This is a genomic window from Nocardioides flavescens, from assembly GCF_009823805.1.
In the GTDB taxonomy this organism is placed as follows: domain Bacteria; phylum Actinomycetota; class Actinomycetes; order Propionibacteriales; family Nocardioidaceae; genus Nocardioides; species Nocardioides flavescens.
Genome location: NZ_WUEK01000007.1, coordinates 63,641 through 88,583 on the forward strand (window position 1 = coordinate 63,641; position 24,943 = coordinate 88,583).

Annotated in this window: 17 protein-coding genes and 1 riboswitch; of the genes, 15 read left to right on the top strand and 2 right to left on the bottom strand. The window is 73.5% G+C overall.

The features are described from left to right. Window positions 1–14: 14 nt before the first annotated feature. Both GRQ65_RS12495 and GRQ65_RS12500 read right to left on the bottom strand, forming a co-directional pair. Window positions 15–599 (bottom strand): hypothetical protein, encoded by a 585-nt coding sequence (locus GRQ65_RS12495; protein ID WP_160878310.1) that lies wholly within the window; start codon window positions 597–599, stop codon window positions 15–17. After that, window positions 596–2,422: a PHP domain-containing protein gene (locus GRQ65_RS12500; protein WP_160878311.1), complete on the bottom strand. Its 1,827-nt coding sequence runs from the start codon at window positions 2,420–2,422 to the stop codon at window positions 596–598. Before GRQ65_RS12500 ends, GRQ65_RS12495 begins: the two co-directional genes overlap by 4 nt. A gap of 173 nt (window positions 2,423–2,595) precedes the next feature. Next, window positions 2,596–2,714: riboswitch (SAM riboswitch) on the top strand. A gap of 7 nt (window positions 2,715–2,721) precedes the next feature. Here GRQ65_RS12500 and thrC point away from each other — a divergent pair. The 15 genes from thrC (at window position 2,722) to GRQ65_RS12575 (ending at window position 24,834) form a co-directional block, all read left to right on the top strand. Further along, a complete protein-coding gene (gene thrC / locus GRQ65_RS12505; RefSeq protein WP_160878312.1) occupies window positions 2,722–3,993 on the top strand; it encodes a threonine synthase in 1,272 nt (423 codons plus the stop codon). Then, entirely contained in the window at window positions 3,990–4,265 is a 276-nt protein-coding gene (locus GRQ65_RS12510; protein WP_160878313.1) for a MoaD/ThiS family protein, read from the top strand. Before thrC ends, GRQ65_RS12510 begins: the two co-directional genes overlap by 4 nt. 245 nt (window positions 4,266–4,510) lie before the next feature. Further along, window positions 4,511–5,320 carry a GDSL-type esterase/lipase family protein gene (locus GRQ65_RS12515; protein ID WP_160878314.1) on the top strand — a complete coding sequence of 270 codons (810 nt, stop codon included), beginning with the start codon at window positions 4,511–4,513 and terminating at the stop codon, window positions 5,318–5,320. 21 nt (window positions 5,321–5,341) lie between these two features. Then, window positions 5,342–6,166, top strand: a complete 825-nt coding sequence (locus tag GRQ65_RS12520; RefSeq protein WP_160878315.1) for an ATP-grasp domain-containing protein — start codon at window positions 5,342–5,344, stop codon at window positions 6,164–6,166. A 116-nt stretch (window positions 6,167–6,282) separates the two neighbouring features. Next, a complete protein-coding gene (locus tag GRQ65_RS12525) occupies window positions 6,283–14,403 on the top strand; it encodes a carboxypeptidase regulatory-like domain-containing protein (protein ID WP_160878316.1) in 8,121 nt (2,706 codons plus the stop codon). A gap of 333 nt (window positions 14,404–14,736) precedes the next feature. Next, window positions 14,737–16,038 (top strand): ABC transporter substrate-binding protein, encoded by a 1,302-nt coding sequence (locus GRQ65_RS12530; RefSeq protein ID WP_160878317.1) that lies wholly within the window; start codon window positions 14,737–14,739, stop codon window positions 16,036–16,038. Beyond that, window positions 16,035–16,976, top strand: coding sequence for an ABC transporter permease subunit (locus tag GRQ65_RS12535; protein ID WP_160878318.1), 942 nt, complete (start codon window positions 16,035–16,037; stop codon window positions 16,974–16,976). Before GRQ65_RS12530 ends, GRQ65_RS12535 begins: the two co-directional genes overlap by 4 nt. Then, on the top strand, window positions 16,976–17,872 hold the full coding sequence (locus tag GRQ65_RS12540; protein ID WP_160878319.1) for a carbohydrate ABC transporter permease: 897 nt from the start codon (window positions 16,976–16,978) through the stop codon (window positions 17,870–17,872). Before GRQ65_RS12535 ends, GRQ65_RS12540 begins: the two co-directional genes overlap by 1 nt. Further along, window positions 17,869–19,278: a GH1 family beta-glucosidase gene (locus GRQ65_RS12545; RefSeq protein ID WP_337191688.1), complete on the top strand. Its 1,410-nt coding sequence runs from the start codon at window positions 17,869–17,871 to the stop codon at window positions 19,276–19,278. The genes GRQ65_RS12540 and GRQ65_RS12545 overlap by 4 nt, the downstream gene beginning before the upstream one ends. Next, window positions 19,275–20,297 (top strand): LacI family DNA-binding transcriptional regulator, encoded by a 1,023-nt coding sequence (locus GRQ65_RS12550; RefSeq protein WP_160878320.1) that lies wholly within the window; start codon window positions 19,275–19,277, stop codon window positions 20,295–20,297. Before GRQ65_RS12545 ends, GRQ65_RS12550 begins: the two co-directional genes overlap by 4 nt. A 229-nt stretch (window positions 20,298–20,526) precedes the next feature. Next, the gene (locus GRQ65_RS12555) at window positions 20,527–21,156 is read left to right on the top strand and encodes a hypothetical protein (RefSeq protein WP_160878321.1); all 630 of its coding nucleotides are present in this window, start codon (window positions 20,527–20,529) and stop codon (window positions 21,154–21,156) included. Between the two features lie 113 nt (window positions 21,157–21,269). Continuing rightward, window positions 21,270–22,895 (top strand): chaperonin GroEL, encoded by a 1,626-nt coding sequence (gene groL, locus GRQ65_RS12560; RefSeq protein WP_160878322.1) that lies wholly within the window; start codon window positions 21,270–21,272, stop codon window positions 22,893–22,895. 96 nt (window positions 22,896–22,991) lie between these two features. Further along, window positions 22,992–23,531 carry a sigma-70 family RNA polymerase sigma factor gene (locus tag GRQ65_RS12565; RefSeq protein ID WP_160878323.1) on the top strand — a complete coding sequence of 180 codons (540 nt, stop codon included), beginning with the start codon at window positions 22,992–22,994 and terminating at the stop codon, window positions 23,529–23,531. Beyond that, window positions 23,528–24,256 carry a hypothetical protein gene (locus tag GRQ65_RS12570; RefSeq protein WP_160878324.1) on the top strand — a complete coding sequence of 243 codons (729 nt, stop codon included), beginning with the start codon at window positions 23,528–23,530 and terminating at the stop codon, window positions 24,254–24,256. Before GRQ65_RS12565 ends, GRQ65_RS12570 begins: the two co-directional genes overlap by 4 nt. Next, window positions 24,256–24,834 carry a nucleotidyltransferase family protein gene (locus tag GRQ65_RS12575; protein ID WP_160878325.1) on the top strand — a complete coding sequence of 193 codons (579 nt, stop codon included), beginning with the start codon at window positions 24,256–24,258 and terminating at the stop codon, window positions 24,832–24,834. The genes GRQ65_RS12570 and GRQ65_RS12575 overlap by 1 nt, the downstream gene beginning before the upstream one ends. The last annotated feature ends 109 nt before the right edge of the window (window positions 24,835–24,943 follow it).

The window sequence follows — 24,943 nt, forward strand, 5'->3', positions numbered from 1 at the left end:
CCAGACCCGGTGCGTCAGTGGTGGCTGCAGCAGGCGAGCTGCTGGGCCACCTCGAACGGGATGAGTCCGCTCGCGCCCGTCTGCACGAGCAGCGTGCACCGGCCGTCGGCCCACGTCGGACGGGCGAAGCCGGTCAGGTCCACGACGCTCTCGGGCGTCACGACCGTGCCGGCCAGCCCGACGACGTCCTCGACGCAGCTGCTCGCGACGACCTCCGCGACGCTCAGCCGTCGCTCGATGCCGGGCCGACCCGGGAACTCCACCAGCCGTCCCGAGGCCCGGTCCGCGTGACGCGCCGCCGCCTCGAGGGCGCCGTCGAGCAGGTCCGACGGCCCGGCCTCCCGCCGGTGGCCGTCGACGTCGGCGACCACCCCGCTCCCGACGTACGCCGAGACGAGGGTCCCTCCGAGCGCCGCGGGGTCGGGTGAGGTCTCCGCGGTCCAGGAGAGCGCGACGGCGTGGTGGCCCGCGACGACGTGCGTGCTGGCGACGGTGTCCGGCAGGCGGCCCACGACTTCGAGCAGGCGGTGGACCACGTGGTCGACACCGGCGAGGTCACCCGCGCCGGTGTCGACCGCGATCAGGACGGGGTGGCTCACGCTGCGGGGACGACCCAGATCGGGTTGGTGTAGAACCACAGGTCCTCCCACGGGTCGGCCGAGCCGACCACGTCGATGGCCGGGCCGGCCGGGTCGACCGCCGCGCCGAGGTAGCCGGGCTGGCTGCGCTTGCCGTCCGTCCCGCGCAGGCGCACGTAGAAGGCCTGCTCGACCACGCCGAGGTCGTAGGTGATCTCGACGGTGCCGGTGCGACCCGAGACGTCCCACTGCTCGACGACCTTGGTGTCGGGGGCGCGGAAGGTGTCGCGGTCGGTGGCCGACAGCGGGTCGACCTTGCCCCGGATGAGGTCGACGCGCGCCAGCTGCGGCACGAACTGCGACCAGTTGGGCCGGTCCTGCACGTCGACGCGCACCGTGAGCTGCGCCCGGCTGCCCTTGCGGGTGACGATCGTGCCGCCGAGGGTCTCGGTGTCGGTCCGGCCGCGGCCGGTGGTGCGCACCCGCACGTCGACCGCCTTGACCAGCGCGCCGTGGTCGACCCAGAGCCGGCCGTCGCGCATGCCGCGCATCACCGCGGTGTAGCTGCGGTCGCTGGCCCCGACGTGGGTGCGGCTGTAGTAGCCGGGCCAGAAGTCGCCGGCGCCGAGGTTGATCGCGCCGGCGTAGACCGGGTCGCCGTAGCGCCCGTCGGCCGCGAACTGGGCCGACGACGAGCCGTCGGGGCGCCGCGAGGTGTCGGCCCAGATGGTGTGGGAGTCGGAGTTGGCCGTGATCGACCACGGCTTGCCCTCGGCGAGCAGCGAGTCCCACAGGCCGCCGACCGTCGAGGTCATCCAGTCGAAGCCGCCCCAGGTGCGGTAGCTCTCGGGCGGGTACGCCGCGAACGAGTTCGCGCCGGCCGCGTTGCCGTAGTAGCCGCGCGCCGAGCCGGGACCGTAGCCCGCGGGCAGGCCGGCGGCCTGGTGGCCGGGCGCGCCCTCGAAGCCGATCGCCACGGTGGGGTCGGCGTCGCGCCAGGCCCGGATCTCGTGGGGGCTGTCGATGCCGTTGCGGGCGGGGTGGTTGGCGAGGAAGAGCGCGTCGGTGACGGCGCGGCTGCGGACCTGGCCGCCGAGCCACTGGATGCCGGCGACCGCGAGCGCCTCGTTGGCCGGGGAGCTGCTCGAGGCGCCCTTGACCGAGCCGTCGTAGTCGTTCTCAAACTGCTTGAGCACGGCCACCTCGTTGCGGCCGGGGGCCACGAAGACGGTGCCGTGCTCGGCGGCCGGGATGTTCCACTCCAGGCCCTGGAAGATCAGGGTGTCGGGCAGGGTCGCGCGCGCCGCGACGATGTCGGGGTTGACCTTGTCGACGCCGATCCGGGCGTGGGTCGCCCCGCCGTGGTCGGTGATGACCAGCCAGTCGAGGCCGTATGCCGCGGCGTGCTGCGCCTGGTCGATGACGCGGTACTGCGCGTCGGAGCTGTACTGCGTGTGGATGTGGTGGTCGCCGGCCAGCCACGTGCGCACGGCGCCAGGACCTCCCGGGCCGCCGGGGCGCGGGCCGGGACCGGGACCGGGACCCTTGCCGGGGCGCTTGCCCTCGGCGGCCATGGCAGGGGTGACGCCGACCATCGCGGCCGCGCCGGCTCCGGCGGCGCCGGTGAGGCCGGCGGCGCGCAGCAGGCTGCGGCGCGAGAGCTCGGTGGGGGTCAGGCGGTGGTCGGGCACCGAGGCGTCGAGGGCCGCGGCGTTGAGCTCGGCGGCCTCGGGGGTCTGCCCGGCGTGCTCGTGGGCGTGGTCGTGCGGGTGCGCGTGGTCGTGCGCGTGGTCGTCCGCGTGGTCGTGCTCGTGGGGGTGCTCGTGGGTGTGGTCGTGGGTCACCCGACGAACCTCCGCCCCGCGGGCGACCGAGTGCCCCTCGCGCGGGCGGCCGGTGGCCGTCGTGTCGGCGTACGGCGGGTGAACGCGGCGCTGGCGTCTCGCCCACTGGGACGGTTGTCCACATTCCGGTCCCCGCGTTCAGCGCCCGGGACGCAGCGCCGTACAGTCGACATCGCTCATCCAGAGGGACTGAGGGAACGGCCCTGCGAAGTCCCGGCAACCGCCACGCCGACCACGGCGCGGAAAGGTGCCAATTCCGCCCGGACCGAGAGTCGGCCCGGGAAGATGAGGGAGGTCCCATGAGCGCCGTCGTCACCGAGAAGCCCCAGCTGCGCGAGGGCGCCTTCGGGCACGCCACCGCCCTGTCGTGCCGCGAGTGCGGCCACCAGATCGACCTGGGTCCGTTCTACGCCTGTCCGGAGTGCTTCGGTCCGCTCGAGATCGCCTACGACTTCCCGCAGGTGACCCGCGAGGAGATCGAGGCCGGCCCCCGCAACATCTGGCGCTACAAGGCGCTGCTGCCGGTGCCCTCCGACATCGAGCTCAGCCCCAACACCGAGCCCGGCTTCACCCGGCTGCTCGACGCGGGCAACCTCGCCCGCGAGCTCGGTCTGGCCAAGCTCTGGGTCAAGGACGACTCCACCAACCCCACCAACTCCTTCAAGGACCGCGTCGTCGCGTGCGCGCTGAGCGCCGCCCGCGAGCTCGGCGCCAAGGTGTTCGCCTGTCCGAGCACCGGCAACCTCGCCAACGCCGTCGCCGCAGCGGGCGCTCGCGCCGGCATCAAGACCGTGGTGTTCATCCCGAGCAACCTCGAGCAGCCCAAGCAGGTCAACTCCGCGATCTTCACCGAGCAGCTCGTCGCCGTCGACGGCAACTACGACGACGTCAACAAGCTCGCCCAGGAGATCGCGGGCGAGGAGGACGGCTGGGCGTTCGTCAACGTCAACGTCCGCCCCTACTACGCCGAGGGCTCCAAGACGCTGGGCTACGAGATCGCCGAGCAGCTCGGCTGGCGCCTGCCCGACCAGGTCGTCATCCCGGTCGCCTCCGGCTCTCAGCTGACCAAGGTGCACAAGGCGTTCCAGGAGCTCATCAAGCTCGGGCTCGTCGAGGGCAAGCCCTACCGCATCTTCGGTGCGCAGGCGACCGGCTGCTCGCCGGTCTCGGTCGCCTACAAGGCCGGCGTCGACGCGATCCGCCCGGTCAAGCCCGACACCATCGCCAAGAGCCTCGCCATCGGCAACCCCGCCGACGGCATCTACGTGCTCGACATCTGCCGCGAGACCGGCGGGGCCGTCGAGGACGTCACCGACGACGAGGTCCGCGACGCGATCGTGCTCCTGGCCCGCACCGAGGGCGTCTTCACCGAGACCGCCGGCGGCACCACCGTCGCGGTGCTCAAGAAGCTCGTCGAGTCCGGTCAGCTCGACCCCTCGGCCGAGACCGTCGTCATCAACACCGGCCACGGCCTCAAGACCCTCGACGCCGTGTCGGGCCGCGTCGGCCCCGCCGCGACCATCGCCCCGTCGTACGCCGCGTTCGCGGAGACGGGGCTGGCCGAGGCGTGAGCGTCTCGGTCCGCGTGCCGACGATCCTGCGCACCTACACCGGCGGGGAGTCGGTGGTGGACGCCGACGGCGCCACGCTGCTCGAGGTGCTCGACGACCTCGACGCGCGCTACCCCGGCATCAGGGGCCGCGTGCTCGACGACACCGGCGCGCTTCGCCGCTTCGTCAACGTCTACGTCGGCAACGACGACGTGCGCTTCCTCGACGACCTCGCCACCCCCACGCCCGACGGGAGCCAGGTCTCGGTGATCCCGGCGGTCGCCGGCGGCTGATGGCTGCGGTGGTCGACGAAGGCCGCTGGGCCTGGCCCCACGGTGGTTGAGGAAGGCCGCTAGGCCTTCTCGAAACCACCCAGCCGCACCGGAAGTGGTTTCGAGACGGTTGCTAGCGCAACCTCCTCAACCAGCGGGGCGACAGGGACTGGCAAGACGTCCCCGCCACCGGGCCGGGCTGATCGTCACCTCGGGGTCGCCGCGGGGCCGCGCACGGTTCAGGTCGGTGTGGTGAGCATGGGGTCGTGCGCACCCCGGCGATCGTCACCGCGACCACCCTGGCCGTGGGGGTCCTCGCGACGCGGGAGCTGCTGCGGCGCCAGGCCGCGCACGCGAGGCGGCTGATCGGCAAGCCGCTCGGCGAGGTGCCGCCGCAGGCCGACCGCACCTGGAAGCCGTCGTACGGCGACCGGCTCGAGCTCCTGATGCTGGGTGACTCGATCGCGGCCGGGCTCGGCGCCGAGCGACCCAAGGACACCCTCGGCGCGCGGCTCGCCCGCCGCCTCGCCCGCGAGACCCGGCGCTCGGTGCGCCTGCGCACGGCGGCCCGGGTCGGCTCCGAGACCTCGATGCTGGCGGCGCAGCTCGAGACCCTGCCCCCGGCGTACCGCCCCGACCTGGCGGTGATCGTCGTCGGCGGCAACGACGTGACCCACCGGGTGCCGCTCGCGGAGTCGGTGCGCCACCTCGAGGAGGCCGTGGCCGCGCTCCGCGCGCGAGGCGCGGAGGTCGTCGTCGGCACCTGCCCCGACCTCGGCGCGCTGCGACCGGTGCCGCAGCCGCTGCGCGCGCTCGGCTCCCGTGCCTCGCGCCAGCTCGCCGCCGCCCAGGCCCAGGCCGCCGTGTGCGGCGGCGCCCACGCTGTGTCGCTGGCCGACGTGGTGGGCCCGTTCTTCGTGGCCAACCCGGAGGAGATGTTCAGCCTCGACCGGTTCCACCCCAGTGCCGCGGGCTACAAGCGCACCGCCAAGGCACTGCTGCCCTCGCTGCTCGCCGCGCTGGGTCACGGCGACGACGGGGTCGTGCCGTTCGGGCACCTGCGACCGGTGGGCTGAGCGCCTGACAGGATCGGTCCGGTGCCCCGGGTCCTGCTCGCGACGTTCGCCCTGATGCCCGACGGCGAGGGCGGTCCGCTTCTCGTCGACACCCTCGCTCGCCACGGGGTCGAGGCCGCCTGGGCGGTCTGGGACGACCCGGCCGTCGACTGGGCCGGCGCCGACCTGGTCGCCGCCCGCTCGGTGTGGGACTACCACCGCCGGCTGCCGGAGTTCCTGGCCTGGGCGCGCCGCGTCGAGGAGACGTCGACGCTGCTCAACGGCGCGGCGACGTTCGAGACCAACGCCGACAAGGCCTACCTCCTCGACCTCGGCTCTGTCCCGGTCGTGCCCACCGAGCTGTTGCACCACGAGGGGCTGCGCACGGGGCTGGCGGCCGCCCTGCAACGCTGGGGCACGGTCGTGGTCAAGCCGCGCACCGGCGCGAGCGGCGTCGGCGTCGTCGTGGCCGACCACGTGGACGACCTGCGGCTGGCCGGCCTGACCGCCGGACCGTGGCTCGTGCAGCCGCTCGTCGAGTCGGTGCGCACGGCGGGGGAGACGTCGGTCTACGTCTTCGACGGCCGGGCGCTCACCCAGGCCGACAAGCGGCCAGAGGGTCAGGAGATCCGCGTCCAGGAGGAGTACGGCGGCACGACGGTCGCGGCACCGCTCGACCCCGAGCGGGGCGAGCTCGCGGAGCGCGCGGTCGCGGCGGCCGGGGGCGCGGCGTACGCCCGGGTGGACCTGATGCACCTCGACGGGTGGTGCGTCAGCGAGGTCGAGCTCATCGAGCCGGGCCTCTACCTCGAGGTGCTGCCGGAGAACGCCGACCACCTGGCCGACGTGGTCGTGCGCCACCTGTGAGCGACGTCTGACCCCACGTCCCGGCCGTCCGGGACGCGCGCCTCGGGCCCTCGGGACACGGCGCCGGTGACGCTCGCGCGGTCACCCGGCTCCACCGTGCTCGAAAGGCCGTCGCCATGGCTGTGCCGTCCCTCCCGTCCGACCCCACCCGTCTCGGCGGGCCCGTGCTCCCGTGGCTCGTGCGGCTGCTGAGCCTGGCGCTCGTGCTGACGGCGGGCCTGCCCGTCCTGGCCGGGGTCGCCCAGGCCGCCGACCCGAGCGTCCCGCTCAGCGGGCGCGTCACGGACAGGACCGGCAAGGCCGTCGCCGGCACCGCGGTCGCGGTCCACGACCTCGACCAGGGCGGAGCGGTCGTGGCGACGGCGACGCCGAACGGCGAGGGCCGCTACTCCGTCGCCGACCTCCCGGCCGGCGAGTACGACGTCGTCGCGACCCCGCCGGTCGACGCCCCCGGGGCGCTGGCGACCGTGACCAGCCACCTCTCCCTCGGCCACGGCGACGAGGTCGTCGACCTCGTCCTGCCGCCCGCCACCGTCACCGGACGGGTGACCCACAGCGACGGCAGCCCTGCGCCCGGCGCCCTGCTGGTGGTCGACGCCTCCCCGCGCCACCGCGCGACGGCGTACGCCGACGGCACCTTCCGGCTCGCCCTCGGCGACGGGGAGTGGGAGGTCGAGGCACGACCCGCCACCGGCGACGCGTCGCTCGACGTGAGCGCCGTCCGTTCGTTCACGGTCGCGGGCTCCGGTCCGGTCGACGCCTCCGTGGCCCTCGCCCGGCCGACCGTCCGTGGCACGGTGCTCGCTCCCGACGGCACCACCGCCGTCGCCGGCGCGACCGTCAGCCTGGTGGCGACCAGCGGCCGCAACCAGGAGACGACGAGCCGCAGCGACGGCTCCTTCGGCTTCGCCGCCCAGCCCGGCGAGCACCGCCTCGAGGTCGAGCCCCCGGTCGTCAACCCGTTCGGCTGGGTGCGGGACCAGGGCCCGACGTTCACGGTGACGCGCGACCACTCGCCGGCCGCTCCGCTCGTCGTCGACGCCCGCCTGAGCGGTCCGACCCTCACCGGCGTCGTGCGCTCGCCGAGCGGTGCCCCGGTGCCCCGCGCCTCGCTGCAGGCGAAATCGCCGGCGGGCTGGACCTACGCCCGCGCCGATGCCGCCGGCCAATACGGCCTCGACGTGCCGGCCGGGACGGTCGAGGTGACCGTCGCCCCGCCGCGCGACTCCGCCGAGATGCTCGCCCGCACCGTCTCGCTCGACCTCGGCACGCTGCCGGCGGTGCGCGACCTCGAGCTCGCGCGCCCCAACGTCGCCGGCCGCGCCCTCACCCCCGAGGGGCTCCCGGTCCGCAACGCCGAGGTGGAGGCCTACGGGCCCGGGCACGCCGGCGAGCACACGACGTGGGTGCCCACCGACCGCGACGGTCGCTTCGGGCTCCTGCTCCCCGCCGCCACCGACCAGCGGATCGTCGTCTCGCCGGTGGCCGGCGACACCGGCGTCGTGCGCACCGCGCGGGTGGCGAGCGTCCCCGCCACCGGACACCTCGACGGCTTCGACGTGACGCTCGCGGCCGCTCCCGCGGCGGCCTACGACGTCGCGGCGATGCCGGTCTCGATCGACGGCCAGGCCGCGCGGGCCACCGAGCAGCCGGTGATCAGCGCCGACGGCAACGTCGTCGCGGTCGTCGCCGCGACCCAGGTCACGTGCGACTGCGACACGCGGCAGGACGTGCCGAGCGCGACGTCGACCGACGGGCCCTCCGCGACGGGCGTCGTGCTGCACGACCGCACCACGGGCGAGGACGAGCCGCTGCGCGCCGCCGGTCGGCTCGTGATCCCGGACGGCCGGATCGCGCTCTCCGGTGACGGCCGCACCGTGGCCTTCGTGACGCGGCAGGAGGGCCTGATCGAGGACGACGAGGACGGCGACCTCGACGCCTTCGTCCTCGACCGCCGCACCGGCACACTCACCCGCATCGCGCCGGTGACCGGCGCCGACTGGTCCCAGCGCACGGCGGTGCTGTCCGGCGACGGCCGACGGCTGGTGCTCGTGGCGGAGACGGCCCCGACCGAGCAGACGCCGCAGACCGACCAGGTGGTCGTCGTCGAGCTCGGTGCCACCGGCGCCGAGACCGGCCGCCGCGTCGTCGGGGACACGGGCGCCGCGGGCGTGCTCGCGGACCTCAGCCGTGACGGCCGCGTGCTCGCCTGGACGTCGTACGCCGCCGACGCGTGGACGCTGCAGGTGCTCGACCTCGTCACGGGCGAGCGCGACCAGCCGCGCCCGTTCAGCGCCGGCTTCCAGGTCTGGAACGGCACCTTCGCCGCCCCGTCGCTGAGCGACGACGGCTCGGTGGTCGCGTACGGCACGCTGCGCGACAGCGTCGACCACGGCCCCTCCGGGGCGGTGCGCACCGCCCGCCGCACCGCGGCCACCGACCGCGTCGTGGGCCTCTTCGCCGCCGACGGCGGGCCGCGCGGCAGCGGGGTCAGTGACTTCGTGCTCGCCGGCGACGGGGCGAGCCTGCTGGTCGCCAGCCCCGGCGCGCACCCGGAGGAGTGGGCCACCCAGGCGTGGGTCGTCGACCTCGCCGACGACTCGGCCGAGCTCGTCTCACGCACGGCGGCCGGGCGCCCCGCGGCGCAGGGGGTCTACCGGATCGCCGCGCCCTCGTCGTTCTCCACCCTCGCGCTGCAGACCTCGTCGAAGGACCTCAGCGGCACGAGCAACGCCTTCGTCGTGCTCGCCACCGGCGAGGTCGTGCCGCCCACGTGGCCGGCCGGCGCGGCGCTGACCAGCGTCGCCTCCGGACTCGGCGCGACCACCGCGACCCTGGAGTGGACCGAGGCGACCGACAACGTCGCCGTCACCGGCTACCGCGTCCTGAGCGGCGACACCGTCGTCGGGGCGACCCCGGCCGCCACCCGGCGCCTGCGCCTGACCGGGCTGCAGCCCGGCACGAGCCACACCTTCCGGGTCGAGGCCGTCGACGGCCGCGGCTCGGTCTCCACCGGCGGTCCGACCGTGACGGTGCGCACCCTCGCCGACGACTCCACCGAGCTGCGTCCTCTCGAGGCCACCGGCTCCACCGGTGGCGTCGCGACGCTCGCCTGGGAGGCGCCCCCCGGCGCCGAGGCGATCGTGCTGCGCCGCCTCGTCGGCGAGACCGTCGTCGCCGAGCGGACGCTGCCGGCCGACGCCACCACGGCGACCGAGCGGGGCCTGGCTGCGGCGACGACCCACACCTTCCAGCTCTTCGCCCGCACCGGTGGCGTGCTGAAGCCCTGGACCCGCACCGCCACGGTCGCTGTCCCGGCCCTGAGCCTGGGTGACGTCTCCTGGTCGGTCGACACCGTCCGCCCCGACGTCGCCCGCTACGGCTCCACCGCGTCGCTCTCCGTCGCGGCCGAGTCCGGCCGCCTCGTGACCGCGGCCGTGACCCACCTGTCGTGGTACGACGAGGCACACCGGCTCCTCGACACCCCGCGCGAGGTGACCTCCGTCGTACCCCTCACCGAGGCGGTCGACGCCCCCGGCACCTACCGTGGCGGGTTCGTGCTCGCCGACGGCATCGCCGGCATCCGATCGGTCCGCGGCACCGTCTCCGACGGTCAGGGTGGCTCGCTGGAGAAGGCCGCCACGCGGGCGCCCGTCACCGTCAGCAGCCACCTCGCCGTCACGGTCGACGCGCCGGCCGGGGCGCTGGTCTGGTCGAGCGTCCAGGTGTCCAGCGAGACAGCGAACCAGAGCAGGGTAGGCCGGGCCGACGGCGGCACGAGCATGGTCTTCGACGATCTGTTGGCCGCCGACGACTACGTCGTCCGCTTCGTCGACGACCGCGGCACGACGCGGGCCCGGGCCACCGGCCTGATGGTGCGAGGCGGCCTCGCCGCCGCGGCCACGCTCGAGCCGCCGCTCGATGCGACGCTCGAGATCTCCTTCCGCGACGAGCGCGGTGATGCCGTCACGGGGACCGAGGTGCTCCTCCGCGACGCGGGGACGAAGGAGTTCCTCGCCCTGCGCGAGACGGACCGCACCGGCGGCGTCAGCTTCGACGGACTGCTCGAGGGGACCGAGGTGTCGGCCGAGGTGCGCTTCGACGCCGACCAGCTGTTCGTCGCCGAGCAGGCCCGCGTGATCACCCTGACCCGCGGCACCAACCACCTCGACGTCACGGTCCGCGACCTCCCCCGCTCGACGCTCACCGGGGTCGTCCGCGACGAGGCCGGACAGCCCGTCGCCGGGGCGAGCGTCGAGCTGCGCCAGCTGCACAACGGCCAGGTGCGCTCTGAGCGGACCACCAGCGCCGTGGACGGCACCTACGAGGTCACCGGCCTGCGCCGCTCGGCCAGCTTGACGGTGCGCAAGGACGCGCTGGCGGCCGAGGTCGAGCTCGACCTCGGCGCGGCGCGGGTCTCGCGCGACGTGTCGCTGTTCGGTCCGCGCCTCTACCGGGTCGACCTGCGCATCTTCACCAGGGCGCCTGGCGCCGAGGAGATCGGACCGGCCCGGCTCGACCCCGCCACCTTCCTGGGCCTGGGTCTCGCCATCAGCATCGACGGCGAGACCCGCTACGCCGACATCCAGCCGTCCACGACGAGCGGCACGACCGCGCAGCTGACCGCTCGGCCGGGTCAGGTCGTCCGCCTGTGCCGCTACGGCTCGGCCTGCGCCCAGGCCACGCTGGGGACGGGCACCGAGCCGACCTCGATCGAGCTGCACACCAGCGACCCGGTCCGCATCAACGCCGAGGTCCGCGACGTCGCCACCGATGCGCGGGTCGCGCCGGTGTTCGCGACCCTCCACCGCGTCGGCGACGCAGGCCGCGAGCTGGTCTCGAGGTCGACGATGTGGTCGTCCACGCTGCGCCTCGACGCACCCGGGGCCGGGCGCTACGCGCTCGTCGTCTCGTCGTCCAGCGGGACCTCGGTCGAGAGGGCGCTCAGCATCGACCCAGGGCAGCCCGGCGTCGACCTCGGCGTGCTGCGGCTGTCGCACCGGGCACACTTCCGCAACACCGAGGACCGCGTCGTCGCGACCCGGCCGGAGGTGCTGCCGGGCGGTGACGTCGACCTGCGCGCCACGTGGACCAACGCCGCCACCGGCCTGTCGGACGTCGTCGCCCGGGTGAGCGTGCCGCAAGGCTCCACCCTCGTGCCGGGCAGCCTCCTGCTCGACGGACGACCGGTGCAGGGCACCGCTGGAGACGGCTACGTCGACGTGGCGCTCGGGGACGTCCCCACCTCAGGGACGGGCACGCTGCGCTACCGACTCGAGGCGGCCCCGTCGCTGGCCGGCACGGACGGCGCCGGCCTGTCGGCGGGCGTCGAGCTCCGCTGGCCCGGGGGAGCCGAGACGCTGGCGCCCGCGGTCGTGGGGATTGCAGGCGTGACCATCGGCGGCCCCGCGGTCTCCACGACCCTCCGTGTCCCCGTCAGCGGGCGCGCGCCCGCCGGCAGTCTGGTCTCGATCTCGGACGCCGGGGTCGTGATCGGTGAGACGCTCACCGGGCCCGGTGGCTACTGGAGCACGGCGGTCACGGTGACCGAGCGTCGGACGCAGCCGCGTCACAGCCTGGTCGCCGCGACGGTCGTCGCCGGCCAGCGGCTCGACGCCGAGCACGTCGTCGACGTGGACCCGAACCGTCCGGTCGTCGCCCGCCTGTCACTCTTCCAGGGCAGCGAGGCCGCTCCCGTGCGCAGGGTCGACCTCGACCCTCGCGAGGGCGTCGCGCGGTTCCCGTTCGTCTTCTCGCCGTACCAGTCGACCGGGGTGGTCGTCGGCTTCGACGCACCCGAGCTGGTGACCCGTGCCGAGACCATCATCGGCGACGAGCGGATCCCGATGACGCGCCGCGACGACGGGACCTGGCTCGCTGCCACGTCGAGCAGCACCCTGCAGGGCCCGATCCGGGTCGACTTCGACGCGGACCCGCGGCCGATGTCGCTCGAGGGCGACGACTCCGGCGAGCAGGAGGTCCGCGACTCCCTCCCGTCGCCGCTGAGCGACTTCGTCGTCAGCGACGTCGTCCAGCCCGACACCTCGGGCACGGGACCGCGCACGGGCTCGTTCACGATGTCGCTCCCGTCGCAGCCGGGCGGCTACGCCCGGGTCACGATGACGACGACCCGCGAGACCTACACCCCCACCGCCGCCGACCTGGAGACGGCCCGCGGCACCGGTGCACCGGTCTACGCCGCGAGTGCGACACGCAGCGGCAACACCCTCACCTTGAGCATGGTGGTGCCGGACCCGGCGGCGGGTCGACGCTCGGGAGGTCCGGGACTCAGCGCGGTCCGGGAGTCGCTGCAGTGGGCCTTCTTCGGGGCGACGTCGCTCGACTCGTTCGTCTCGGCGGTCACCTCCGGGGGCAAGTACAAGGACCTGCGCAAGGCGCTCGACGTCGCGGACGGCTGCTCGCCGGCCAAGCGTGCGGAGTACACCGACCGGGCCTCCGACATCGCCCTGGCCGCCCTGCTGGGCGACATCGGGGGCGCGGCGTTCTCCATCGCCTCGACCGTCTTCGCCCCCGCGACCTTCGGGCTCGGCTCGCTCGCGCTGGGACTGCTCGGCGTGGCGCTGGACAAGGCCCTGTCCTACGGGATCGAGAAGCTGACCTCGGACCTCGTCGAGGAGATGAAGGGCGACAAGGACTGCACACCGCCGGACGACCCGAAGCGCCCGAAGGACCCGCCGCCGCCGGCCGCCACGCCGGTCTGGATCTACGACCCCAGCGGCTACGTCTACGAGGGTGCCCGCACCGAGCGGGTCGGCGGCGTCACGGCGACCCTGCTGACCGCCCCCACGGCCGACGGTCCCTGGGAGCCGTGGGACGCGGAGTGGTACGGCCAGACCAACCCGCAGCAGACCGGCACCGACGGCCGCTACGGGTGGGACGTCCCCGAGGGGTGGTGGAAGGTCCGCTGGACCAAGTCCGGCTACCGCCCCGAGGAGAGCCGCGTGCTGCGCGTGCTGCCACCGCACTTCGACGTCGACGTGTCGATGACCAAGGAGGGGTTGCCGACGGTGACCTCGGCCCGCGTCGCCGAGAAGGGCGTCGTCGACCTCGGCTTCGACCGGCTCGTGCGCACCGCCTCGACCCGGGGTGACGGCGTGCTGAGCGTCGTCGACGCCGACGGCCGACTCGTGACCGGCACGTGGACGACGACCGACCCGGCGACCGGTGACGACGACCGCCTGCTGCAGCGCGGGGCACGGTTCACGCCGGCCTCCGCTCCGGCGGTCGGCACGGTGCTGACCGTGACGGTCGACGGGGTCGCCGACCACAGCGGCAACCTGATGCGTGAGCCCTACTCCGTCGAGCTCACGGTGCCCGCGGGCACGGAGGGCGCGGCCGGGGTCCCGGAGGCGCCGGGTCCGGTCACGGCCACCGCGGGGGAGCGGCGGGCCACCGTGGCCTGGGCCGCCCCCGACGACCACGGCTCACCCCTCGTCGACTACGTCGTCACGGCTCAGCCGGGCGGTGCCCAGGTGACGGTCCCCTCCAGCCAGCGTCAGACCGAGGTCGCCGGGCTGAGCGCGGGCACGGCGTACACGTTCACGGTGACGGCGCGCAACGGCGTCGGCACCGGGGCAGCGAGCGCGCCGACGGCGCCGGTCGTGCCGACCGCGGTGGCACCGGAGACGACGCTGACCGGCGGTCCCGCGGAGGGCGCGGTCGTCGCGAGCCGGTCCGCATCCCTCGCCTGGGCGACCACCGGGTCGTCGTACGCCTGCACGCTCGACGGGGCGCCGTTCGGCTGCTCGGGCACGTCGGTCGCCCTGACGAAGCTGCGGAGCGGGACGCACACCTTCTCGGTGGCGGCTCGCGACGCCGAGGGCGACGTCGACGCGACGCCCGCGACCCGGACCTGGGTCGTGCCGCGCGACGACCGCACCCTGGACCGGGGCCGCGGCTGGCGCACCTGGACCGACACGAAGTCCTTCGAGGGGACCTACCTCGAGGCCAGGCGTCGCGGGACGAGCCTGACGACCCGGGTGCAGGACGCGACCGGCCTCGCGCTCGTCGTCGGCGGTGGTCGTCACCACGGCCGGGTGCGCGTGTGGATCGGGCGGCACAGGATCGGCACCGTGAGCCTGTCCACCCGCTCCTACCAGAACGCCCGGGTGGTCGACCTCGGGTCGTTCGCCAAGGCCCGGTCCGGCGTCGTGCGGATCGAGGTCGTCTCGCGGGGGAAGGTGGTGCGCGTCGACGGGCTGGCGGTCCGACAGTGACCTGACACTCGACGGGGAGTCGGTGTGGTTTCGAGACAGGACTTCGTCCTTCCCCAACCACCGGTGGCCGGCCGTTGCGTCGGTGGTTGAGGAGGCCGGCTACGGCCGTCTCGAAACCACGCACGTCGAGCTGGTGTCGAGACAGGACTTCGGCCTCCCTGGACCACCGAGGACCCCGCACCCCGCGGCCGCTCCAGTAGCCGCGGGGTGCGGTTCGTCCGGGACCGGGACCAACGTCGTGGGAGCGATCCCATGCAACCTCTTGACGTCAAGGTGTGACTGCCGTCACTGTTCCGTGGGAACGCTCCCAAACCCACGAGACGGGACCTCGCCATGACCCTGCACCGACCCCGCCGACCGGCCCGCACCGCCGCCGCGATCGGCCTCATCCTGACCTCCGCGGCGGCGTTCGCCGGCTGCGGGGGAGCCGAGGGCGCCGACGGCGGCGACACCACGCTGCGCGTCGCGATCTTCGGCGACTTCGGCTACGAGAAGCTCTACGACCAGTTCGAGGCCGAGCACCCCGGCGTGAAGATCGTCGAGACCAGCGAGGGCGACCTCGGCAAGTACAACACCGCGCTCACCCAGAAGATCGCGGCCGGCAGCGCCCCGGGCGACGTCGTCGCGATCGAGGAGGGGCAGGTGGTCAACTTCCTCGCCAGTGCCGACAAGTTCGTGAACTTCCAGGACCACGGGTCGAACGACCGCAAGGACCAGTGGCTGCCGTGGAAGTACGAGCAGGCCACGACGGCCGACGGCACCGACACGATCGGTCTGGGGACCGATGTCGGCGGCATGGCGATGTGCTACCGCCGCGACCTGTTCGAGAGGGCCGGCCTGCCGACCGACCGCACCGAGGTCGCCGCCCTCTGGCCGACCTGGGAGGAGTTCACGAAGGTCGGCGAGCAGTTCCAGGAGGGCATCGGCACCGACGACGTGCACTTCATCGACTCGGCGACCAACACCTACAACTCGATCCTCATGCAGAGCGCCGACGAGACCTACTTCGACCCCGACGGCGAGCTGGTCATCGAGTCGAACCCGGCGGTCAAGGAGGCCTGGGACACCGCGCTCGGGATGTCGGAGGCCGGCATCAGCGCCCGGCTCAAGTCGTTCTCGACCGAGTGGACCGCCGGCTTCAAGAGCGGCAGCTTCGCCACCGTCGCCTGCCCGGCCTGGATGACCAACAACATCAAGGAGAACACCGGCGCCGAGGGCGAGGGGCTGTGGGACATCACCACCGTCCCGGGCGGTGGCGGCAACTGGGGCGGCTCGTTCCTGGCCGTGCCGACCTCCAGCGACCACCAGGACCTCGCGGTCGAGCTCGTCGACTTCCTGACCAGCGCCGAGGGCCAGCTCGGTGCGTTCGAGGCGACCGGCAACCTGCCGTCCAACCCGACGCTCTACGACACCCCCGAGCTGCAGCAGGCGACCAACCCCTACTTCAACGACGCACCGACCGGGCAGCTGTTCGTGGCCGGCGCGCGCAACCTCCAGCCGGTCTACCTCGGCGCCAAGAACCAGCCGGTCCGCGACGCGGTCGAGAACGCCATGCGCAGCGTCGAGAACGGCGACACCTCGCCGGCCGACGGCTGGGACGCCGCGGTCGAGGACGCCGAGAAGGCCGCCGGGTGACCACCGCCACTGCGCCGCCTGCCCGTCGCGGGTCGCGGGCCGGCGCCCGCGGCACCCGCGGCGAGCAGGTCGCGGGCTACGCCTTCATCTCGCCGTTCTTCCTCGTCTTCGCGGTCTTCGGTCTCTTCCCGCTGCTGTTCACCTTCTGGGTCTCCCTGCACGACTGGGACCTGCTCGGCACCCGCAGCTGGGTCGGGCTCGGCAACTACACCGCGCTGCTCGAGGACGAGGACTTCTGGAACGCCCTGGTCAACACCCTCGGCATCTTCGTGCTCTCGACGGTCCCGCAGCTGCTCGTCGCGCTCGCGCTGGCGCAGCTGCTCAACCAGCGGCTGCGGGCGCGGACACTGTGGCGGATGGGGGTGCTGCTGCCCAACATCACCTCGATCGCCGCGGTCGGCATCATCTTCACGCTGCTGTTCGCCCGCGACTTCGGGCTCGTCAACTGGCTGCTCGGCCACGTCGGGGTCGACCCGATCACCTGGCAGGAGCACCGCTGGTCGTCGTGGCTCGCGATCTCGACGATGGTCGACTGGCGCTGGACCGGCTACAACGCGCTGATCTTCCTCGCGGCGCTGCAGGCGGTGCCGCGCGAGCTCTACGAGGCCGCGCAGATCGACGGCGCCTCGCCGGTCAGCCAGTTCCGCCACATCACGGTGCCGATGCTGCGGCCCACGATCGTCTTCGCGACGCTCGTGGCGACGATCGGCGGCATCCAGCTCTTCACCGAGCCGTTGCTCTTCAACTCCGGCGCCAACGCCATCACCGGCGGCACGACCCGGCAGTTCCAGACGCTCACGATGTACCTCTACGAGCAGGCCTTCACCGGTCAGGAGTTCGGCTACGCCTCGACGGTCGCCTGGATGATGTTCCTGGTCATCCTCGTCGTCGCCGTGGTCAACGCCCTGCTGCTGCGCCGGCTGCGGGGGGTGGCCTGATGACGGCCCAGCTCGAGCGTGTCGAGCCCGCCGTCGTACGCCGGCCCGAGGCTCCGGCACCGGCCCGGCCGCGGCGCCGGCTCGGGGTGAGTCCCACCGTGGTGGTGCTCGCGCTCGTGACCGTCGTGTCGGCGTTCCCGCTCTACTTCATGCTCGTCATGGCCTCGCGGCCCAACGGCGACATCACCTCGGTGCCGCCGCCGCTCACGCCGGGCGGCGAGCTGTGGACCAACCTCGAGCGGGTCCTGTCCAACGCCGACGTCGGCTTCGGCCGCGCGGTGCTCAACTCGCTGCTCGTCAGCGGCGTGGCCACGGTCTGCGTGGTGCTGTTCTCGTGCCTGGCCGGGTTCGCCTTCGCCAAGCTGCGCTTCGTCGGGCGCCAGCCGCTGCTGGGGTTCGTGCTGCTCACGATGATGGTGCCGGTGCAGCTGGGGCTGATCCCGCTCTACATGCTGATGACCAAGCTGCACCTCGTCGGCACGCTGCCGGCGGTCACGCTGCCGTTCGTCGTCTCCGGCTTCGGGGTCTTCCTGATGCGCCAGTTCGTCGTCCAGGCCGTGCCCGACGAGCTGCTCGAGGCCGCCCGCCTCGACGGCGCCTCGATCCTGCAGACGTTCTGGTACGTCGTGCTGCCGGTCCTGCGTCCCGCGGCGGCCGTGCTCGCGCTGCTGACGTTCATGGAGCGCTGGAACGACTTCCTGTGGCCCTACCTCGTGCTCGACCTCGACCACCCGACCGTCCAGACGGCGCTCTCGCGCCTCGCGGGCGGCTACTACACCGACCAGGCCCTCGTCATGGCCGGGACGCTGCTCGGCGTCCTGCCCCTGCTCGCGGTGTTCCTGCTCTTCGGCCGCCAGATCGTCGGCGGCATCATGGAAGGCGGCATCAAGTCGTGACCACCACCGAGCCCCGCCCCACGAGCACCTCGCTGCTCGACCCGTTCGCGACCTCCGGGGTCTCGCCGCGCGAGTTCCCGCCCGACTTCGTCTGGGGCGCCGCGACCGCGGCGTACCAGATCGAGGGTGCGGTCGCCGAGGACGGCCGCACGCCGTCGATCTGGGACACCTTCGCCGCCCGGCCGGGCGCCGTACGACGCGGCGAGACGGGCGAGGTCGCCTGCGACCACTACCACCGCAGCACCGAGGACGTCGCGCTGGTGCGCGACCTCGGCGTCGGCGCCTACCGGTTCTCGATCTCGTGGCCGCGCGTGCTGTCGGGACGCGACGGGGCGCTCAACGCGCGCGGGGCGGCGTTCTACGACCGGCTCGTCGACGACCTGCTCGCGGCCGACGTCGACCCCTGGGTGACGCTCTACCACTGGGACCTGCCCCAGCACCTCGAGAACGCCGGCGGCTGGCCGGCCCGCGACACCGCGGAGCGGTTCGCCGACCTCGCGGCCGCGGTGGGCGACCTGCTCGGCGACCGGGTGGGGCACTTCATCACGCTCAACGAGCCGTGGTGCTCGGCGTTCCTGGGCTACGGCAGCGGCATCCACGCGCCGGGTGTCCGCGACGGTGCGGCCGCCGTGGCGGCGAGCCACCACCTGCTGCTCGGCCACGGCCTGGCCGTCGACGCGCTGCGGGCCACGGCGCCGGGCGCCCGGGTCGGGATCACGCTCAACCTCTACCCCGTCACCGGCGTCGACGAGGCCTCGGCCGACCTGGCGCGGCGCATCGACGGCCTGCAGAACCGGTGGTTCCTCGACCCCGTCCTGCTCGGCACCCACCCCGCCGACGTGGTGGCCGACCTCGGCCCGCTGCTGCCCGACGGCCTGGTGCGCGACGGCGACCTGGACGTGACGAGCCGACCCCTCGACTTCCTGGGCGTCAACTACTACACGCGTCACGTGGTGCGCCCCTCGGCGTACCCGGGCACCAACGCGGTCGAGTTCGGCCACCGCGACCTGCCGTCGGCCGCCAACGGCTGGGAGGTCGACCCCGACGGGCTGACCGAGATCCTGGTCCGCGTCGCGCGGGACTACCCCTCTCTCCCGCTCGTCGTGACCGAGAACGGCTCCGCCTGGGCCGACCGGGTGGCGGCCGACGGCACGGTGGACGACCCCGACCGGCTCGCCTACCTCGCCACGCACCTCGCGGCCTGCGCGCGGGCCCGCGAGCAGGGCGCGGACGTCGCGGGCTACTTCGCCTGGTCGCTGCTCGACAACTTCGAGTGGGCCGAGGGCTACGACATGCGCTTCGGTCTGGTGCACGTCGACTTCGCGACCCAGCGGCGCACGGTCAAGACGAGTGGGGAGTGGTACGCCCGCTTCGTGGGTGCCGCCCGCGAGATACTCACCCCATGAGCCGTACGGCGCGCACGCGGCCGACCCTGGAGGAGGTGGCAGCCGCCGCCGGGGTCGGCCGCGGCACCGCGTCGCGGGTCATCAACGGCAGCGCCCAGGTGTCGGAGCGGGCGCGGCAGGCGGTCGAGGACGCCATCGCCGAGCTCGGCTACGTGCCCAACCCCGCCGCCCGCACGCTCAAGACCCAGCGCACCGACGCCGTCGCCCTGGTCATCGCGGAGTCGGAGGAGCGCGTCTTCGGCGAGCCGTTCTTCGCCGGCGTCATCCGCGGCATCGGCACCGCCCTGTCGCAGGCGCGGCTCCAGCTCGTGCTGCTGCTCGCCCACACCGCCCAGCGCGGAGGGCAGCTCGACGACTACCTCACCCGCCAGCACGTCGACGGCGTCCTGCTCCTCTCCCTCCACGACGACGACACGCTGCCCGAGCGCATCCGCGCCCGTGGTCTGCCGGTCGTCCTGGGCGGCCGGGCGACCGAGCACCAGCAGGGCGCCTTCGTCGACGCCGACAACGCCATGGGCGCGCGCCTCGCCGTCGACCACCTCGTCGCCCGGGGCCGCTCCCGCATCGCCACCATCGCCGGCCCCGCCGACATGGTCGTGGGGCGCACCCGGCACCAGGGCTACCTCGACGGCCTGCGCGCCGCCGGGCTCGCGGCCGACGCCTCGCTCGTCGAGCACGGCGACTTCAGCCTCGACAGCGGCGAGGCGGCGATGCACCAGCTCCTCGCCCGCCGCCCCGACCTCGACGCCGTCTTCGCCGCCAACGACCTGATGGCCGCCGGCGCCCTGCACGTCCTGCGCGAGGCCGGCCGCGCGGTGCCGGGCGACGTCTCGGTCGTCGGCTTCGACGACGCCCCGCTCGCCGCCTCCACGCACCCGCCGCTCACCACCGTCCACCAGTCGCCCGACCTGATGGGCCGCGAGATGGTCGCCCTCCTCCTCGACTCCATGGCCCACCCCGACGCGCCCGCCACCCCCCGCCTGCTCGAGACCCGGCTCGTCGTACGCGCGAGCAGCTGAGGCCGGCTCCGCGCCAGTTTCACCGGGTACCCGGTGGAACTGGTGCTTCCCGCACGAAACTTCGTACGACAAGCATGAGTTCTGCACGGTCAGTCCGCCCCGACTCGATCGTCCGCACGGAACCCACGCTTCCCGTGCGGATCTGGTCGAGGGAGCCCCAGCTTCACCGGGTGACTGACACCGGCGCCGGTTCGCCGCGACCAGCCGCAGCTCCCGCGATGATGGTGCGGTGACGGCGGAGCGGGGGAGGGTCGACCGGCTGCTGGCGCTCACGGCCCTGTCGTACGCCGCGTGCCACCACCTCGGCGCCCTGCCCGAGGGCCTGGGTCAGGCCGGGCGGGGCACGCACGTGACCGACTGGATCGACCTGCTGCTGCCCTTCCTCGTGCTCGGACCGGCCCTGGCGACGCTCGCCGCCGCTCGTGCGAGCCGCGCGACCTGGGCCGCCGCCGCTGTGGGGTCGATGCTCTACGCCAGCGGCCACGGGATCCACCTCGCCGCCAACTCGATCGGCAACGTCGCCCCCGGCGAGACCGCTCACCTGTGGGACGAGCAGGTCGGCCACTGGATCTGGTACGCCGGAGTCGCGGTCGTGGCAGGGGCCCTCGCCGCCGCCACCCGCGACCGGCCGCTGCCCGGGACCCGGCGCGGCCTCGTGGTGGCAGTGCTGCTCGCCGTGGCCGTCGGCTCGACGTGGGCCACCAACGCCACCGGCGGGGAGTTCAGCTGGCCCGGCCTCGGGCTCGCCGCGCTCGCCAGCACCTGGGGAGTGCGTCACCGGCACGGGCCGGGGCTGCTCCTGGCCGTCGCCGGAGCCGCGGCTCTGGTCGTCGTACCAGTCTCCCTGGCCGTGGTCTGAGCCGCCCGACGCCGCTTGCACTCACCAGGGTCGAGTGCTAAACATGAGGCTGGCACTCTCCTCATGAGAGTGACAACACCCTGAACTCTTGAGCGTGAGGAACCGCACCAGTCATGCCGAAGCTGATTGCATTCAACGAGGAGGCCCGCCGCGGTCTCGAGCGGGGTATGAACACCCTCGCCGACGCCGTGAAGGTCACCCTCGGCCCCAAGGGCCGCAACGTCGTCCTCGAGAAGAAGTGGGGCGCCCCCACGATCACCAACGACGGTGTGAGCATCGCCAAGGAGATCGAGCTCGAGGACCCCTACGAGAAGATCGGTGCCGAGCTCGTCAAGGAGGTCGCGAAGAAGACCGACGACGTCGCGGGTGACGGCACCACCACCGCGACCGTGCTCGCCCAGGCCATGGTCCGCGAGGGGCTGCGCAACGTCGCCGCCGGCGCGAACCCGATGGGTCTCAAGCGCGGCATCGAGAAGGCCGTCGAGGCCGTCAGCGAGCAGCTGCTCAGCATGGCGACCGAGATCGAGACCAAGGAGCAGATCGCCGCGACCGCGTCGATCTCCGCCGCCGACCCGACCGTGGGCGACATCATCGCCGAGGCGATGGACAAGGTCGGCAAGGAAGGCGTCATCACCGTCGAGGAGTCCAACACCTTCGGGCTGGACCTCGAGCTCACCGAGGGCATGCGCTTCGACAAGGGCTACATCTCGGCGTACTTCGTCACCGACCCCGAGCGCATGGAGACCGTGCTCGAGGACCCCTACGTCCTCATCGCCAACCAGAAGATCAGCTCGGTCAAGGACCTGCTGCCGCTGCTGGAGAAGGTCATGCAGTCCGGCAAGCCGCTGCTGATCCTGGCCGAGGACGTCGACGGCGAGGCGCTGTCGACGCTGGTCGTCAACAAGATCCGCGGCACCTTCAAGTCCGTCGCCGTCAAGGCCCCGGGCTTCGGTGACCGCCGCAAGGCCATGCTCCAGGACATCGCGATCCTCACCGGTGGCCAGGTCATCTCCGAGGAGGTCGGCCTCAAGCTCGAGTCGACCGGTGTCGAGCTGCTGGGCCAGGCCCGCAAGGTCGTCATCACCAAGGACGAGACCACCATCGTCGAGGGTGCGGGCGACGCCGGCCAGATCGAGGGCCGCGTCAACCAGATCCGCGCCGAGATCGAGAAGTCGGACTCCGACTACGACCGCGAGAAGCTCCAGGAGCGCCTCGCCAAGCTGGCCGGCGGCGTGGCCGTCATCAAGGTCGGCGCGGCCACCGAGGTCGAGCTCAAGGAGCGCAAGCACCGCATCGAGGACGCCGTCCGCAACGCGAAGGCGGCCGTCGAGGAGGGCATCGTCGCCGGCGGTGGCGTCGCCCTGGTGCAGGCGTCGGCCACGGCGTTCGACAAGCTGGACCTCTCCGGCGACGAGGCCGTCGGCGCCAACATCGTGCGCGTCGCGACCGAGGCCCCGCTCAAGCAGATCGCGGTCAACGCCGGTCTCGAGGGTGGCGTCGTCTCCGAGAAGGTCAAGGGCCTCACCCCCGGTCAGGGCCTCAACGCCGCGACCGGCGAGTACGTCGACATGCTCGCCGAGGGCATCATCGACCCCGCCAAGGTGACCCGCAGCGCCCTGCAGAACGCCGCCTCCATCGCGGCGCTCTTCCTCACCACCGAGGCCGTCGTCGCGGACAAGCCCGAGAAGGCTGCCCCGATGCCCGGTGGCGACGGTGGCATGGGCGGCATGGACTTCTGAGTCCAGCCCCACCCGCAGCACCCAGCAGCACCCCAGCACGGCCCCGGTCCTCGGACCGGGGCCGTGTGCCGTCCCCGGACCTGTCAGGCTGGCGCCGTGCCCGCGACCGATGCCGAACGCCGCGAGCGGTTCGAGGCGCTGGCTGCCGAGGTCGTCGAGCCGGTCCGGCGCTACCTCGTCCGGCGCACGGATCCCGACACCGCCGAGGACGTGCTCGCCGACACCCTGCTCGTGTGCTGGCGTCGCCTCGACGAGGTGCCCGAGCCGTCCCTGCCGTGGGTCTACGGCGTCGCGAAGAACTCCCTCGCCAACGCCCAGCGCGGAGAACGCCGCCAACGCCGCGTCACCGCCCGCATCGCGGTGGTCGACCCGCCGCCCGAGGCCACCCGTGAGGCCGACGAGCCCGACCCGCGCGTCAGCCTGGCCCTCGCCGCGCTGCGCAAGGAGGAGGCGGAGCTGCTGCGGCTGTGGGCCTTCGAGCAGCTCGGGCCCTCCGAGATCGCCCAGGCCCTCGAGATCACGCCCAACGCCGCCAGCATCCGGCTGCACCGGGCCCGTCAGAAATTCGTCGACGAGATGCGAAAGATCGACGCTGCAGGCGGACATGGACAGGTGGAAGGAGGGAGCGACCGATGACCGAGCACCACGACGACGACACTCACACCGACCGTCACGGGTTCGACACCGACGACGAGCTGCGCGCGCTGCTGCGCACCGCCGACCCGGCACGCACCCTCGCCCCGGCCGACCAGGCCGCCGTCTCCGAGCTGTTGGAGGACATCATGAGCACCGATCTCGACGCCCGTCCCGACACCGCCGAGGCCACTCCCCGCCGCGGCCGCACCACCTGGCTCGTCGCCGCTGCAGCCGCCACCGTGATCGCCGGCGCCGCCGGCCTCGCCCTCTCCGCTCTCGACTCCGGTTCCGACCCGGCGCCCAGCGCCGGGCCCTCCGTCGAGAGCAGCGCCACCGCCCCCAGTGCCGACGCCGGTGGGGCCACGAACGGCGCCACTGCCGGCACCACCGAGCTCACCGCCCCGACGACCACCCCGGGCCGCTGCGCCGCCCCGTCCGCGCCGTTCATCGCCGCCCAGCAGCAGGCCTTCGAGGGCACCGTCACCGCGATCGAGGGTGACCGCGTCACGCTGCAGACCAGCGAGGTCTTCACCGGCGAGGTCGGTCAGACCGTCGTGGTCGACGCCCCCGCCGCCGCGATGCAGTCGCTCATCCAGTCCACGCAGTTCGAGGTGGGCGGCACCTACCTCGTCTCCGCCACCGACGGCCAGGTCGCGGTCTGCGGCTTCTCCGGTCGCGCGGACGGCGAGCTGCAGGGCATCTACGACCAGGCGTTCCCCCGCTGATGGGCGCGCACGGGATGGTCCTCGCCGCCGGCGCCGGTTCCCGCATGGGCCGGCCCAAGGCCCTGGTGCACGACTCCGACGGGACGTCGTGGGTCCAGCACAGCGTGGACGTCCTGCGCGCCGGTGGGTGCGACGCGGTGACGGTGGTGCTCGGCGCCGGAGCCGACGAGGCGGTCAGCCTCCTCGACGGTCTCGGAGTCGACGTCGTGGTCGCCCACGACTGGTCCTCGGGCATGTCGGCCTCTCTGCGAGCCGGTCTCGCATCGCTGCGCAGCAGCGGTGCGGACCAGGCCGTGGTGAGCCTGGTCGACCTGCCCGACCTGAACGCGGCCGTGGTACGACGCGTGCTCATCGAGCACGAGCGCGAGGGAGACGAGGCCCTCGCCCGAGCGTCGTACCACGGCCGCCCCGGCCACCCCGTCGTGATCGGACGCGCCCACTGGGCCCCGATCGTCGACGAGGTCTCCGGGGACACGGGGGCGAAGAGCTATCTCGTCACCCACCGCGCCGCGCTCGTGGAGTGCGGTGACCTCGCCACCGGCGCCGACGTCGACAGTTTCGAGCCCGCCGCCAGCTGACCCTCGGTGTCGGTGGTTGAGGAGGCGCGCCAGCGCCGTCTCGAAACCACTGGCGGAGGCGGGAGTGGTTTCGAGACAGGACTTCGTCCTTCCTCAACCACCGGTGACG

What these genes read in the sequence shown, in the direction of transcription:
- thrC (WP_160878312.1), top strand. Translation starts at nt 2,722, where the DNA reads ATGAGCGCCGTCGTCACCGAGAAGCCCCAGCTGCGCGAGGGCGCCTTC.
- GRQ65_RS12525 (WP_160878316.1), top strand. Translation starts at nt 6,283, where the DNA reads ATGGCTGTGCCGTCCCTCCCGTCCGACCCCACCCGTCTCGGCGGGCCC.
- GRQ65_RS12530 (WP_160878317.1), top strand. Translation starts at nt 14,737, where the DNA reads ATGACCCTGCACCGACCCCGCCGACCGGCCCGCACCGCCGCCGCGATC.
- GRQ65_RS12540 (WP_160878319.1), top strand. Translation starts at nt 16,976, where the DNA reads ATGACGGCCCAGCTCGAGCGTGTCGAGCCCGCCGTCGTACGCCGGCCC.
- GRQ65_RS12550 (WP_160878320.1), top strand. Translation starts at nt 19,275, where the DNA reads ATGAGCCGTACGGCGCGCACGCGGCCGACCCTGGAGGAGGTGGCAGCC.
- groL (WP_160878322.1), top strand. Translation starts at nt 21,270, where the DNA reads ATGCCGAAGCTGATTGCATTCAACGAGGAGGCCCGCCGCGGTCTCGAG.
- GRQ65_RS12570 (WP_160878324.1), top strand. Translation starts at nt 23,528, where the DNA reads ATGACCGAGCACCACGACGACGACACTCACACCGACCGTCACGGGTTC.
- GRQ65_RS12575 (WP_160878325.1), top strand. Translation starts at nt 24,256, where the DNA reads ATGGGCGCGCACGGGATGGTCCTCGCCGCCGGCGCCGGTTCCCGCATG.